Origin of the sequence: Novosphingobium nitrogenifigens DSM 19370, assembly GCF_000192575.1 — a bacterium.
Classification (GTDB): Bacteria; Pseudomonadota; Alphaproteobacteria; order Sphingomonadales; family Sphingomonadaceae; genus Novosphingobium; species Novosphingobium nitrogenifigens.
On record NZ_GL876935.1, the window covers coordinates 470,885 to 484,519 of the forward strand.

Annotated in this window: 11 protein-coding genes and 3 riboswitches; of the genes, 8 read left to right on the forward strand and 3 right to left on the reverse strand. The window is 66.4% G+C overall.

The features are described 5' to 3' along the window. Positions 1 to 5 precede the first annotated feature (5 nt). The 3 genes from Y88_RS18315 to Y88_RS18325 form a co-directional block, all read right to left on the reverse strand. A complete protein-coding gene (locus tag Y88_RS18315; RefSeq protein ID WP_036500551.1) occupies positions 6 to 2,174 on the reverse strand; it encodes a hypothetical protein in 2,169 nt (722 codons plus the stop codon). A gap of 114 nt (positions 2,175 to 2,288) precedes the next feature. After that, entirely contained in the window at positions 2,289 to 4,415 is a 2,127-nt protein-coding gene (locus Y88_RS18320) for a TonB-dependent receptor (RefSeq protein ID WP_018076014.1), read from the reverse strand. A gap of 116 nt (positions 4,416 to 4,531) precedes the next feature. Next, positions 4,532 to 4,756, reverse strand: a riboswitch (cobalamin riboswitch). A gap of 16 nt (positions 4,757 to 4,772) precedes the next feature. Then, positions 4,773 to 5,819, reverse strand: a complete 1,047-nt coding sequence (locus Y88_RS18325; protein WP_018076015.1) for a HoxN/HupN/NixA family nickel/cobalt transporter — start codon at positions 5,817 to 5,819, stop codon at positions 4,773 to 4,775. A gap of 165 nt (positions 5,820 to 5,984) precedes the next feature. Beyond that, positions 5,985 to 6,210, reverse strand: a riboswitch (cobalamin riboswitch). 147 nt (positions 6,211 to 6,357) lie between these two features. On the opposite strand from Y88_RS18325, the gene cobO reads away from it, so the two are divergent. From cobO to cobU, 8 genes are all read left to right on the forward strand, one after another. Beyond that, the gene (gene cobO / locus Y88_RS18330) at positions 6,358 to 6,963 is read left to right on the forward strand and encodes a cob(I)yrinic acid a,c-diamide adenosyltransferase (RefSeq protein ID WP_008071980.1); all 606 of its coding nucleotides are present in this window, start codon (positions 6,358 to 6,360) and stop codon (positions 6,961 to 6,963) included. Between the two features lie 73 nt (positions 6,964 to 7,036). Further along, a riboswitch (cobalamin riboswitch) is annotated at positions 7,037 to 7,232 on the forward strand. Between the two features lie 151 nt (positions 7,233 to 7,383). Then, positions 7,384 to 8,451, forward strand: coding sequence for a nicotinate-nucleotide--dimethylbenzimidazole phosphoribosyltransferase (cobT, locus tag Y88_RS18335; RefSeq protein ID WP_008071982.1), 1,068 nt, complete (start codon positions 7,384 to 7,386; stop codon positions 8,449 to 8,451). Continuing rightward, on the forward strand, positions 8,448 to 9,017 hold the full coding sequence (locus tag Y88_RS18340; protein WP_008071983.1) for a histidine phosphatase family protein: 570 nt from the start codon (positions 8,448 to 8,450) through the stop codon (positions 9,015 to 9,017). The genes cobT and Y88_RS18340 overlap by 4 nt, the downstream gene beginning before the upstream one ends. Next, on the forward strand, positions 9,014 to 9,733 hold the full coding sequence (locus Y88_RS18345) for an adenosylcobinamide-GDP ribazoletransferase (RefSeq protein ID WP_008071984.1): 720 nt from the start codon (positions 9,014 to 9,016) through the stop codon (positions 9,731 to 9,733). Before Y88_RS18340 ends, Y88_RS18345 begins: the two co-directional genes overlap by 4 nt. Further along, positions 9,730 to 10,746, forward strand: a complete 1,017-nt coding sequence (locus Y88_RS18350; protein WP_008071987.1) for an aminotransferase class I/II-fold pyridoxal phosphate-dependent enzyme — start codon at positions 9,730 to 9,732, stop codon at positions 10,744 to 10,746. Before Y88_RS18345 ends, Y88_RS18350 begins: the two co-directional genes overlap by 4 nt. Further along, a complete protein-coding gene (cbiB, locus tag Y88_RS18355; protein WP_008071990.1) occupies positions 10,739 to 11,677 on the forward strand; it encodes an adenosylcobinamide-phosphate synthase CbiB in 939 nt (312 codons plus the stop codon). Before Y88_RS18350 ends, cbiB begins: the two co-directional genes overlap by 8 nt. Continuing rightward, positions 11,665 to 13,125, forward strand: coding sequence for a cobyric acid synthase (locus tag Y88_RS18360; RefSeq protein WP_008071991.1), 1,461 nt, complete (start codon positions 11,665 to 11,667; stop codon positions 13,123 to 13,125). The genes cbiB and Y88_RS18360 overlap by 13 nt, the downstream gene beginning before the upstream one ends. Continuing rightward, positions 13,122 to 13,628: a bifunctional adenosylcobinamide kinase/adenosylcobinamide-phosphate guanylyltransferase gene (cobU, locus tag Y88_RS18365; protein WP_008071994.1), complete on the forward strand. Its 507-nt coding sequence runs from the start codon at positions 13,122 to 13,124 to the stop codon at positions 13,626 to 13,628. Before Y88_RS18360 ends, cobU begins: the two co-directional genes overlap by 4 nt. Positions 13,629 to 13,635: the final 7 nt, after the last annotated feature.

The following is a 13,635-nucleotide window of genomic DNA, read 5'->3' on the forward strand; positions in this document are numbered from 1 at the left end:
CCCGCTCAACGAACCACCGGCGCCGCAATCCGGTTGACGATTTCCGGGGCGTCGTGGAGGCGGACGAAAAGCGGCGCACCGGTTGCGACACGGGGAACCGACAAAGTCGTGCCGGGATAGCCGTCGGGCACATTGGCGGCATTGTCGAATTCACGGGTCGCTGCGACCGAAGCCATCAGATAGAGCGCTTCGCCCCGCAACAGGCACCGCGCCGCCGGATCGGCCGGGCAGTCGAGCCCACGGATGGTGGGCAGGCGCACGAGCGTTCCTACTCCCAGCCAGTCGCCCGCCACATCCCCGCGCATCAACCGCGCGCGCAAGGGGCCATAGGCCGAGGCCCCCAGCACTTGCGCGGGATTGAGGCTGGCGACGAGAACGGTCGGATCGACCAGCGTGAGCCCATTGCCGACAGTCAGGCGCACGGTCGCATCGCTGCCGGTGGTGCCGATCTCGACCGCCTCGCGCCCGGTGAAGCGCGCGTCGGGGTCGGCTTTCAGCGTGAAACTGAGGCGCGCATTGGCCGCAATCTCGTCCGCTCCGTCAAGCTGGACCAGCAGGGGCGCGGCAGGATCGGGCGGCGGCAAGTCCGAAAACTTGGCCACGATCCGCGCCGCCGGGGGCAAGGCCCGGGCAGGCGGCGCCACCACCAGCACGGCAGGCGCGGTCCCGTCCGGGCCGTTCACACTGACCGTCAGGGCATCGTGCCGGTCGGCAGTCGCAGGCAGCGTGACCCCGATGGAATCGGTCCCGGTGACTTTCCACGCGACCGGCTGCGGCTTGCCCTTGGCCGGAGCCACCGTCACCGACGCCACGCAAGCCGACGCCGCCCCGGTCAGAACCAGAGGACCATCGTCGCGACCACTTTCTTTTCGGTCCCAATGCCAATCCCCGGCCGTCTGCAACGTGACCTCGGGACCGGAAAAGGGCTCAAAACCCCACATTCCGCGAAGGACGCCCGAAATGGGGCCGGTCAGTTTGGCCGGAACCGCCGGATTGGCCCCGATCGCCAGACCGCCACGCACCGGATCGGGCGTCAGCGGCAATTCAACGCCCGGTTCCCCGCGAAGCCGCAGTTTCAGGTCGTGGGCATAGCCCGTCGCATAGAACAGCGGACTGACAGCCAATGGCAGCACCGGGTCTTTCGCGCCGAGACCTTTCGCGCCGAGACAGGGCGCCACCGCCGCGGCAGGCATATGCGAAGTCGGGATCACCGACGGCTTGATTTCCGGCAAAGTCGCCATCAGCACCGACTTGGGATCGGCAAACGAAGGCGGCGTGTTGAGCACGAGGCCAAGCCGGTCCCCGTCGGGCACCCCGAGCGCCGGGATATACTGGTATCGCGCGGTGTGCATCGCCCCGAAAATGCCGACGATCTCGCGGATCGTGCTGATATAGGGGCTGTAATAGCCAAGCCCGCCTGCCGGTGTCGCGGCAAGGCTCATGGCAAGATCGGTCGCCGCACCGGTCAGCGAGGTCGCATTCGCCGCCCCGTCACCGCCCAGCACCACCGATTGCTTGGTATCGAGCAGGCACGCGGCCTGAAACTCGCTCTGGCGTTGAAGGCATTCCTCGTTGATCTTGATCCGCAGGCTGCTTGCAATGATCGGCGCATCATGGGCCAGCGTTTCGGGACTGGTGGCCGAAACCTTGCGAATGGCGGCAAGATAGGCGTCGAACCGCCCGCGATCGAGCGAGGCCTGTTCCAGATCCTGTGCCGCACGGATGAAGGCACCGGGGCGAGCCATGACCGCCTTGCGCAAGGTCACGAAATCGCCCCCGGTCGCCGGAGCCAGAAAGACTGCCAGATGCTGTGCCTCGGGCGGGACGGTGAGATCGAGCGGACCGCCGCCGCGCGCCGCCGGTCGCCACGTCTCCGACCGCGAAAACCACGCCTCGGGCGGCGGATTGGTCGGATCGCGCAGAAACGCCGCGACCATGAGGTAATGCGCGGTTTCGGTCGCGGGCAAGAGCACCTGGACATGCACCTTGTCGCCTGCCGACAACTGCGGAACCGCCGCGATCGGCAAAGTCGTCCCCCGTCGCGTCACCGTGATCTGCAAGCTGGGCCCGGCAAGGTCGAACGGCGCGGGATCTGCCAGCGCCGGACGCCCGCCCACCACATCGGCCGCCATCACCCCCAGAACCATCGCGAACATTCGGGCAAGGCGCTTCATGGCGAACTCATCAGCAGTGAACACGGGGACAGCGGACACGGGGGCAGCGGATACGGGTCTCCTTTGCTAGCCATGCCCATCCTTACGAACGATGAACGAGATGGAGTGGGAACCTCAGAACACCTTGGCCAGTGTGAAACGGGCCGAGCGCGGTTCGAGGGGGTGGGTCTGGAACCCGGCCACGCCGTCGCTCGCTTCGCCGGGAAGGCGCGAGACATAGTAATAGTCGGCGGAGGCATCGCGGCTGTTGAACAGGTTGAAGATCCCCACCTGCACTTTCCAGCCGCCGCGAAAGGCATAACCCGCTTCGAGATTCCATTCCGAATAGCCGCTGTCTTGCGGATAGAGATGCCCGTCATCAAGCGAATGGGTGCCCAGCCGCCGCCATTGCAGCGATCCCGACCACGACCCGAGCCCGTCGACCAGGACCCCCGCCGAATAGATGAAATTGGGCGCATCGGCGATATAGGGTTCGGCAAGGCCATAGGCAGCGAGATTGTCGGTGCGATAACGCGGGCGCGAAAAGGCAAGATCGGTGTTCAGCTCCAGCCAGCCGAACGGGTGATATTGCGCCGAAATCTCGATCCCCTGCCGCCGACTGGGCGCCCCGGCCTCGTCCTGTCCGGTGTCGGGGTTGTAGACCAGCTCCGACCCGAAATCCTGTTGGAACGCGGCGAACTGAAGCGACAGGTGCGGGACGATATTGGTCCGCATTCCCGCCTCGATCCCGGTCGTTGCCGACAGAAACGGCGTCGCGCCGCCTGTCCCGCCCCCTTCGTTCGGCACCGTGCCGAAAACCCCGCGCACGTCGTTGGAATGGAAACCCCGCCCCGCGCTGAAATAGAACTCGGTCCTGGCCCAAGGCCCGAGGATCAGGCTGCCCTTGGGCTGGGCCAGCCATTGTCCGCCGCTGCCGCGAATGCCGCTGACGTCGCTATGATCGCTTGCATGGGTATAGTCGGCCCGCAATCCCAGCACCGTGCGCAGCCACGGCGTCCAGCGCACCGTTTCCTGTACATAAGGCGACACCGTGACGATCCGGACATGGTCGGCCGTGCAATTGCCGCCGACCGCCGCATAGGCATAGGTCGGCCCGTCGTCCTGTTGCTGGTAACAGGTCGGCAGGATCGTGTCCCGGTGCCAGGTATGCTTGCGATCGACGAAGGCAGCGTCATAGCGCAGCATGAGCCCGGCCACGGTCTCAAGACCGATGCCCGCCAGCGACGCCTTCACGGTGTAACTCGCCGCGCCACCCAGCGTGGTGCGCTGTTCGTCCTGTTCTTCCTGATCGCCGTAGACGGGATCGTCGAGATAGTGGGTAAAGTTGTTCCACAAAGTCATGGTCGAGCGGATGGCGTAAAGGCTGACGGCCAATTGCCCCGGTCCGACAGGCTTTGCGAAACGGGCCGACAGACTATAGCGCTGCGACTTGCTCGTATCGGTGGGATCGAGCGTGCCGTAGCGGGAAATCAGGCCCTGTTCGATCGCACGCTCGGGCTGGTCGGTGATAAGCCGCCCCTGGCTGGCATAGGCCATCGCCGTCACCGTGAAACCGTCGTTCGCGGTTCCCTCGCCATAGCGCAGGACACCGTTGACCTTGCGAAAGTTCTGCCCCGGTTGCCACGGGCCGTCATAATGCGCCAGATCAAGCGCACCGAGCAGGCGACGACCGCCCGAGAGATGCAGCGTCCCGCCCGTGAACACGTCCTGATACCCGTCGGTGCCGACGGTCACGCTCGCCTGCGTCGGCACAGCGTCGACCAATCGGGTATGCGCAGCCGCAACCGAGCCGAAATCGCCGATCGCAGCACTGTAGGGCCCCTTGGTATAGTCGATCCCGGCCACAAGTTGCGGAATCAGGAAGCCAAGGTCGGAATAGCCCTGCCCATGGGCATTGGTCGGACGGTTGACCGGCATGTCATCGACGAAATTGGCAAAGTCGGTCCCGTGGTCGAGATTGTAGCCCCGGATCAGGTATTGCTGTGCCTTGCCTTCACCCGAATGGATCGTGACGACAAGGCCGGGAATGCTCTCGAACAACTGCCCCGGACGATAGATCGGGCGCAGGGCGATTTCCTCGCGACTGACCGAGCCCTGACTGGCGGTGCCGGCCTGTCCCAGCAAGTCGCGGCGGGATGCAGTTACGACGATCTGCGTCCCGTCCGCGCCATCGGTCGCATCGGCCGCAAAAGCGCATGTGGGAAGAGCAAGCAGGGAAAGACAAAGAGGGAAACGATGCATGGATCGAAGTCCGTAAGCAGGAGACATCGGACCGCATGGGACAAGCCCCACGCGGCAGGTGGCATCGTCGCTCGGACGGAGAGCAACCGTGTCGGGACCATCCCCTGGATCGCGACAAGAGCGACCACGTGACCGGCAGGTCTCCTGGCTCGCGGGTCATCACGCGATGCAAAGCCTTCCCGGACCCCGCATGATTGAGCGTCTGGTCCAGTGGCCGCTTCCTGCCGGCTGGCGGAAGCACCATACATCACACTCACCGCTTACAGTTGCAGGGACAGCCCGGGATTTGCACCCATGTTCCCTTTCAAGCCCTCTCGGGCACCGGCACGCGTTGGTAATCGGTTGAAAATGCCCTGGTCAGGGCTGGACGACTTCGACCAGGTCGAGGCGTTTCAGGCGATAGACGATCCAGGACAAAGCCCAGCTCGCAATGAAAAGCCCGACGATGGCAAAGCCCAGAAGATTGAATCGCCCCGCCAGATCGCGGAAGAAATCCCACAAGGGCCCGGTCAGGCGCATCTGTTGCGCGATCAGGGCCAAAGTCTCGATCCCGCCGATCAGGATCGCGACAAGGGCGGCCACCAGCGTGATCGTCATGTTGTAATAGAGCTTGCGGATCGGCTTGACGAAAGCCCATTCGTAAGCGCCCAGCATGAGAATGCCGTCGGTCGTGTCGACCAGCGTCATTCCCGCCGCAAAGAGCGAGGGGAACAGGAACACGACGCCCATCGACACCCCTTGCGCGGCCTGCGCGGCAGCAAGACCCATCAGCCCGACCTCGGTCGCGGTATCGAACCCCAGGCCGAACAGGAACCCCAGCGGCGCCATGTGCCAGCTGTGGCGGACAAACCGGAACAGCGGCCGCAACAACCGTGCCATGATCCCGCGTCCGGCCAGCAGCATGTCGAGATCTTCCTCGACATAGACCCCGCCCGCAACGACCCGGCGATACGTGCGATAGACCGAGCGCAGGATCATCAGGTTCATCGCCGCGATCGTGAAGAGGAAGAACGCGGAGATGCAGGTGGAAACGAGGCCCCCGGTCGCCTTGAACGCCTCGATCCCGCTGGCCGCCGTCGCCGTCAGCGCGATCAGCATGGTAACGATGAGCACGACCGCCGAATGGCCGAGCGCAAAGAACAGGCCGGTGCCGATCGGGCGTTGCCCGTCATGCATCAACTTGCGCGTGACATTGTCGATGGCAGCGATGTGGTCGGCATCGACCGCGTGGCGCAACCCGAAGGAATAGGCCAGAAAGGCCGAGCCGATCAGCGCCGGACGGCCATGGAGCGCAACCCAGGCCCAGATCCAGACACCCAGATTGGCCGCGATCAGCACCGCATAAAGCGCAACGACCCGGCGTGCATGCGGAAAACCGGCGGGAAAGCCAGGAGGAAACTTCATCACGGTATTCCAGCAGACGGCAAGCAGCCTGACGGAACATAGGGCGCAAACACCCCGGCCCCGCCCGCAACGCCCCGTCTGTAGCGCCCGAACGGCTCCTGTCGTTCCATCGATGAATGCCGCTCAAGCGGAATACCGTGCCGAGACCATCCCCTGGATCGCAGCAAGAGCGACCATGCACCGGCAGGTCTCCTGGCTCACGGGTCATCGCGTGCTGCAAAGCCTTCCCGGACCCCGCACGATTTAGCGTCTGGTCCAGTGGCCGCCCCCCTGCCGTCTAGGCGGAAGCACCATACAATACGCTCACCGCTTACAGTTGCAGGGACAGCCCGGGATTTGAACCCGTGTTCCCTTTCAAGCCCTTGCGGGCACCGGCGCACGTCACGCGACCTCATCGATCGCGCAGGCGCATTGCTATGATACTTTTCCGCCGCTGCCAAGTTCCGACGAAAGTAACGGCAAGACCGCCCCGCAAAAGTCCATGGCGGATTTCGGCAAAGGCATTACACGAACCGCCCCCAAGCACGGAGATCCCCCCATGGTCGAGCGGACCGACGAACAGCACAACGCCAAGATGAAGAAGAAGCAGGCCGCCCATGAAAAGATCATGGAGAACAAGACGGTCGAAAAGGGCTTGCTGATCGTCCATACCGGCAAGGGCAAGGGCAAGACCACCGCTGCACTGGGCATGGTCGTACGCGCGATCGGCCATGGCAAGAAAGTGGGCGTGGTCCAGTTCGTCAAAGGCGCGATGACGACCGGCGAAAAGGCCGTGTTCGACGCCTTTCCCGACAATGTCGAATTCAAGCCGATGGGCGAAGGCTTTACCTGGAACACTCAGGACCGCAGCCGCGACATCGCCGTCGCGCGCGAGGCATGGGACGAAGTGCGCCGGATGATCGCGGACCCGGCCTATGACATGGTTCTGGCCGACGAACTCAACATCGTCCTGCGCTACGACTACCTGCCGCTCGACGAAGTGCTCGAGGCCGTGACCGCCCGCGCGCCGATGAAGCATGTCGTCATCACCGGTCGCAATGCCCCCGACGCGCTGATCGAGGCGGCCGATCTCGTCACCGAGATGACGCAGGTCAAGCATCCCTTCCGCCAAGGGGTCAAGGCACAGGCGGGTATCGAGTTCTGATCGGGTGGGGAGTCCTGATCGGGCTGGCGCGTCCGGGGCGGCTCGATTGACGCCGCCAATTCATCGGCTTATGGCACCCGGCAACGTGGAAGGTTCCCCGGAGACGGGGATGAAAACGGGAACGGGGTGCAAGACCCCGGCTGCCCCTGCAACTGTGAGCGGATAGCCGCATGCCATGAGGCCATTGGGATCGCCCGCCGATCCTGAGAAGGCGGCATGACCGGCCTTGACCCGCGAGCCAGGAGACCTGCCTTTCGCCGTCGTCTTTCGTGCGGACAGGGTGTTCCGGGCGAACGGGGGTGAACCCGCACGGCGACAGTGTTGGACCTTGCGCACGGCGCGCAGGGGACCGGATCGTCGCGCGTCGGCGCCCGGCCCTGCCTGCCTTGCGGACTGTCCCGTCATGGAAGGTATCGCCAGGTGTCGTTGCAATCCCTCGTTTCCCCGCTTCCCCACGACAAGGGAGCCGATCTCCGCCCCTTTGCCACCCGCGCCGATTTCGAAGCGGCCCTCGCCGCCCCTTGCGCCCCCGATGCAGAGGCACGCGAAGCGGCCCGCGCCCGTCAGGCTGAACTCACCAAGCCGCTCGGATCGCTTGGGCAACTCGAAGACATGGCGGTGTTCTTCGCCGGGTGGCAGAGCCATGCCCGCCCTGCCCTCACTCGCGCCCGTGCAGTCGTCTTTGCCGGGAACCACGGCTTTGCCGTCCACGGGGTCAGCGCCTATCCGACCAGCGTGACCGCGCAGATGGTCGCCAATTTCCGGGCTGGCGGCGCGGGCGTCAATGCACTGTCGGGCGCGGCGGGCATGGAACTTGCCGTTGTCGAACTCGATCTCGACACCCCGACGCACGACTTCACCACGGCGCCCGCGATGAGCGAGGCCGAATGCCTTGCTGCACTCAATGCAGGCGCGGCGAGCGTCGACCCGGACCTCGATCTTTTCGCGCCCGGTGAAATGGGCATCGGCAACACCACGGCCGCCGCCGCGATCAGCGCCCATGTCTTTGGCGGCACCGGCGCGGACTGGATCGGTCCGGGCACCGGACTCGACAACGACGGCATGGCGCGCAAGCTGGCGGTGATCGACCGCGCGCTCGCGTTCCACGCCGATGCGCCGCGCACCGCCTTCGAAACCCTGCGCCGCCTCGGCGGGCGCGAAATCGCAGCCATGGCCGGTGCCATTCTTCAGGCGCGGCGCCTGCGCATTCCGATCATGCTCGACGGCTTCATCTGCTGTTCCGCGCTCGCGGCCCTGACCCAGGATGGGGCGGGGATCACCGATCACTGCCTTGCCGGGCATTGCTCGGCGGAACCCGGGCATATGCGCCTGCTCGGCCATCTGGGCCTCGAACCGCTGCTGCGTCTCAGCCTGCGCCTCGGCGAAGCGAGCGGCGCCTGCGTTGCGGTGCCGCTGGTCCGCTCGGCCCTTGCCGCGCACAACGAAATGGCGACATTCGCGCAAGCGGGGGTCTCGGCCGGACAGTGAGCGGGTTCCGGCTCCATCTCCTGCGTCATGGGGCCCCGGTCATCCCCGGACTGATGCTCGGGCGAACGGACATGGCCTCGACACCCGAGGGCATCGCGCTGTGCGTCCGTCGCGCACGGGAAGCGGCCTTCGAGACGGTCCTGGCCTCGGACCTGATCCGCGCGTCGGCCGCTGCCGAAGCGATCGCCGCGCCGCGCGGTCTTGTGCCGACGATCTCGCCGCGTTGGCGCGAACTCGATTTCGGCCTGTGGGACGGTGTCGCCCCGGCCGAGATCGATGCCGATGCCCTGCAACGCTTTCGCGACGATCCCGACAGGGCCCCGCCGCCAAACGGCGAATGCTGGTCGGATCTGGTCGCGCGCGTTTCGGCCGGGATCACGGCCCTTGCCCCCCGCGACACATTGATCGTCACCCATGGCGGCACCATCCGGGCGGCCCTTGCCACCCTGTGCGGGTTCGACATGCATCAGGTCTGGGCCTTCGACTTGCCCTACGCGGCGCTGGTCTCGCTCCGGGTCTGGCCCGGATCGGCGCCCTTTGCCCAGATCACGGGGATCGAGACATGAAAGGGCTGGTGATCGCGATCCAGTTCCTGACGCGCATCCCGCTTCCCCGCGTCAGTGTCAGCAATGCCGAATTTGCCGCCTCGATCCGCTGGTTCCCGACGGTCGGCGCGATCATCGGCGCGCTGGTTGCTCTCGCAGGGCTTGCCGGACTGCACCTCGACGACTGGTGCGCGGCGCTTGCCGGGCTGGCGATCTGGGTCTGGGTCACCGGCGCGCTCCATCTCGACGGCCTTGGCGATGTCGCCGATGCGGCAGGCGCCGCGCACAAGGATCGCGAACGCCTGCTGCGCGTCCTCGCCGATCCCCACATGGGCAGCTTCGGCGTCGCTGCCATCGGCCTGCAATTGCTGGCCAAGCTGGTGCTGCTCCACCGCCTGTTCGCGCTCGGCCTTGCCCCGGCGCTCCCCGCCGTCGGCGCAGCCGCGCGACTGGGGCCGCTCGTCTGGTCGCGTTGGCTCACCCCTTTGCACGAAGGGCTCGGATCGCGGTTCCGCACAGCCGTCCGCCCGGTCGACCTTGTGGCCTGGACGGTGGTTCTGGTCGCCGCGAGCGTAGTTTATCCCCCGTTGTGGATAGTTGTCCCCGGCATTGCGGGTTGGGGACTGTGGCTGCGGCACCGCCTCGGCGGCATATCGGGCGACGGGCACGGCGCAGGTATCGAGATCCTCGAAACCACGCTCCTCCTCGCCCTTGTCGCTGGAGTATTGCGGACATGACTCAAGGTTTCACCCAGCCTTTTACCGGCCACGGCGGCAGCCTCGACGCGGCACGGGCATGGTTTGGTGCGCGCCCCGATCATGGCCCGGAATGCTGGATCGACCTTTCGACCGGGATCAATCCCCATGCCTGGCCCAGCCCCTGGCGCGAGGCGGAGCCGCTCGAGATCGACTGGCGGCGTCTGCCCGAAGAATCCGAGCTGCGCGCGCTCGAAACCGTGGCGGCGGCGCATTTCGGGCTCTCCCCCGATCACGTCTGCGCGGTTCCGGGCACGGAACTGGGCATGCGCATGGTCGGCGAAATGATTGCGGCCCCGGCGTTCCACCTCGCACCGGCCTATCGCACCCATGGCGAAATGATTGCCGACAGCCGCCCGCTGGCCCGCGAAGCCATCGACGAAGCGGACGGGGCGAGCTTGATCCTTGCCAATCCCAACAACCCGGACGGCCACCTCTTCGACAGCGAAACGCTGTTCGGTCTGCTCGCCCGGCGCGGCGAAGGCTGGCTCATCGTCGATGAGGCCTTTGCCGACACGCACCCGCGCCAGAGCGTCGCCCGGGCCATTGCCGACGACTGCCCCTTGATCGTCTTGCGCTCGTTCGGGAAATTCTTCGGCCTTGCGGGCGCGCGCGTCGGCTTCGTGCTCGGCCCGCGTCCGCTGCTTGCCCGCCTGCGCCGACGCATGGGGGCCTGGCCGATTTCGGCAGGCGCCCTGACACTCGCCCGCGCCGCCTATGCCGATACCGACTGGATCGCGGACATGCGCGACCGGCTGGCCGACGATGCCGACCGGCTCGATGCCGTCCTGCGCACCCACGGATTGAGCCCGCGCGGCGCCTGCCCGCTGTTCCGCCTTGTCGAAACGCCACAGGCCGGGGTACTGTTCGAACGCCTCGCGCGGCAGGGTATCCTCACCCGCCCCTTTGCCGAACATCCCGACCGCCTGCGCTTTGGCCTTGCCGCCGATGAAAGCGAACTGGCCCGACTGGATCGCGCGCTGCGCCATGGCTGAACCGGTCGCCCTTGCCGGACTTGCGCTCGACGCCCTGCTGGGCTGGCCGCGCGGTCTTTATGCAAGGGTCGGCCACCCCGTGGGCTTTTTTGCCCGCGTGATCGAGGGATGCGAACGGCGTTGGAACCGCCCGGACAGCGCGCCCACACCACGACGCGTGAAAGGCGTCGCGACCGTCGCCCTGCTGCTCGCCGCATCGGCGGGTCCGGCATGGGTGATCGAACGCGCGATCCGGGCCGCGGCGGGCCCCGCCGCATGGCTTCCGCTCGGCCTGCTGGCCTGGCCCGCGCTCGCCCAACGCAGCCTTTACGATCACGTCCGCCCGATTGCCCGTGCCCTGCACCGGGGCGACCTTGACGCCGCGCGACAGGCTCTGGGCATGATCGTCGGGCGCGACACCGCCGCACTCGACCGCCACGGCATCGCCCGCGCCGCTATCGAAAGCCTTTCGGAAAGCTTTTGCGACGGCATCGCTGCACCGCTGTTCTGGCTGCTCGTCGGCGGATTGCCGGGCGTCTGGGCGTACAAGGCAATCAATACCGCCGACAGCCTGATCGGCCATCGCGAGGAACGCTGGCGCGCCTTTGGCTGGGCCGCCGCGCGCACCGACGACGTCATGAACCTGTTGCCCGCCCGCATCGGCGGGGCGATCCTGTGCCTTGCCGGACGCGGCGGATGGCGAACCATGGCGCGCGACGCCCACCGCCACGCGTCGCCCAATGCCGGATGGACCGAGGCCGCCATGTCCGGGGCACTCGGCCTCAGCCTTGCCGGGCCTGTCTCCTATGACGGCGTGCGCCACGAAAAGGCATGGATCGGCGACGGACGCCGCGACGCCGAAGCCGACGACATCGACAAGGCGCTCGCGATCTATCTGCGCGCGTGCCTTGTCCTCTGGGCTATTTCAGGAGGAGTGGCATGGTTGCGCTGATGCTGCAGGGAACCGGGTCGGACGTCGGCAAGTCGGTCCTTGTCGCGGGGCTCTGCCGCGCCTTCGTGCGGCGCGGCCTGTCCGTGCGCCCGTTCAAGCCGCAGAACATGTCGAACAATGCCGCCGTTACCATCGACGGTGGCGAAATCGGACGCGCGCAGGCGTTGCAGGCACTGGCCTGTGGCGTGGCGCCTCATACCGACATGAACCCCGTCCTCCTGAAACCGCAAGCCGACCGCACCTCGCAACTGATCGTCCACGGGCGCGTCGCGGGTACGCTGGGCGGAGGCAATTACCGCCGGAAACGCGGAGAACTCCTGCCGCAGGTGCTCGAGAGTTTCGACCGGCTGCGCGCGCAATGCGATCTCGTCGTGGTCGAAGGCGCCGGTTCGCCCGCCGAAATCAACCTGCGCGCGGGTGACATCGCCAACATGGGCTTTGCCCGCGCGGCGCATGTGCCCGTGGTTCTGGTCGGAGACATCGACCGGGGCGGCGTGATCGCGTCGATCGTTGGGACAAGGGCTGTGCTCGATCCCGATGACGCGGCAATGATCCGCGGCTTTATCATCAACAAGTTTCGGGGCGACCCCACTCTCTTCGCCGACGGCTATCGCCAGATCGAGAACTTGTCGGGATGGCGCGGGTTCGGCCTCGTCCCGTGGCTTGCCGACACCGTGCGGCTGCCGTCCGAAGACGCGGTGGTACTCGAACGCGCGAACCGTTCGGATGGCGGGCAAGTCAGGGTCGCCTGTCCCATCCTGCCGCGCATTGCCAATTTCGACGACCTCGATCCCTTGCGCGCCGAACCGGGGGTGGATCTGGTCATGGTTCCGCCCGGAACGCCGATCCCGGCGGACACGGCCGCCATTGTCCTCCCCGGATCGAAAGCCACCATCGCCGATCTTGCCTTTTTGCGGGCGCAAGGGTGGGACATCGACATTCTCGCCCATCACCGGCGCGGCGGTGCGATTCTGGGGATTTGCGGCGGCTACCAGATGCTGGGCCGCACGATCGCCGACCCGCTCGGGATCGAAGGACATGCCGACGAAGTCGCCGGACTCGGCCTGCTCGACATCGAAACCCGGCTCGAATCCGACAAAGCACTGGAACACGTCGGCGGCAGCGCACTCGGCGCGCGTTTCAGCGGCTATGAAATGCACATGGGGCGCACCACAGGCCCCGATTGCACGCGTCCTTTCGCCCTGCTCGACAATGGCTGTACCGACGGCGCGATCACCCCGGACGGGCGGGTCATCGGCACTTATGTCCATGGCGCGCTCGGCGATACGCCCTTGCGCGCGGCGCTGCTCGAACGCTGGGGCGGGCACTCGGACGGCCACGACCACGCCGCTGCCGTCAATGCCGCGCTCGACGCGATTGCGGTGGAACTCGAAACCCATCTCGACATCGACGCACTGCTCGCCATAGCGCAGGAGGCGCGACGGTGAACCACCTCTTCGTCATCGGCGGCGCCCGCTCGGGCAAGAGCGGCTATGCCCAGCAACGCGCCGAGACATGCGGCCTGTCGCCCGTCTTCGTCGCCACCGCGCAAGCCTTCGACGCCGAAATGACCGACCGCATCGCCCGCCACCGCGCCGATCGTGGCCCGGAATGGCAAACGGTCGAAGCCCCGCTCGCCTTGCCCGAAACCATCGCCGCCCATGCGACCCCCGACCGCGTCCTGCTGGTCGATTGCCTGACGCTGTGGGTCACCAATCTCCTGATGGCCGAACGCCCCATCCCCGCCGCCTGCGACGCGCTGACCCAGGCGATCGAACAGGCACAGGGCCCGGTCATCCTCGTCAGCAACGAAGTGGGCTGGGGCATCGTCCCCGACAATGCCCTCGCCCGCCGTTTCCGCGACGAAGCCGGTTTCCTCCACCAGCGCGTCGCGAAGACAGTCCCCGAAGTCCAGCTTGTCGTTGTCGGACTTCCCATGCGGCTGAAGTAGCAAGCTG

Bases quoted from the DNA above. Each gene is read 5' to 3' on its own strand.
- Y88_RS18315 (WP_036500551.1), bottom strand. From the start codon at position 2,174: ATGAAGCGCCTTGCCCGAATGTTCGCGATGGTTCTGGGGGTGATGGCG.
- Y88_RS18320 (WP_018076014.1), bottom strand. From the start codon at position 4,415: ATGCATCGTTTCCCTCTTTGTCTTTCCCTGCTTGCTCTTCCCACATGC.
- Y88_RS18325 (WP_018076015.1), bottom strand. From the start codon at position 5,819: ATGAAGTTTCCTCCTGGCTTTCCCGCCGGTTTTCCGCATGCACGCCGG.
- cobO (WP_008071980.1), top strand. From the start codon at position 6,358: ATGGTCGAGCGGACCGACGAACAGCACAACGCCAAGATGAAGAAGAAG.
- Y88_RS18345 (WP_008071984.1), top strand. From the start codon at position 9,014: ATGAAAGGGCTGGTGATCGCGATCCAGTTCCTGACGCGCATCCCGCTT.
- Y88_RS18350 (WP_008071987.1), top strand. From the start codon at position 9,730: ATGACTCAAGGTTTCACCCAGCCTTTTACCGGCCACGGCGGCAGCCTC.
- cbiB (WP_008071990.1), top strand. From the start codon at position 10,739: ATGGCTGAACCGGTCGCCCTTGCCGGACTTGCGCTCGACGCCCTGCTG.
- Y88_RS18360 (WP_008071991.1), top strand. From the start codon at position 11,665: ATGGTTGCGCTGATGCTGCAGGGAACCGGGTCGGACGTCGGCAAGTCG.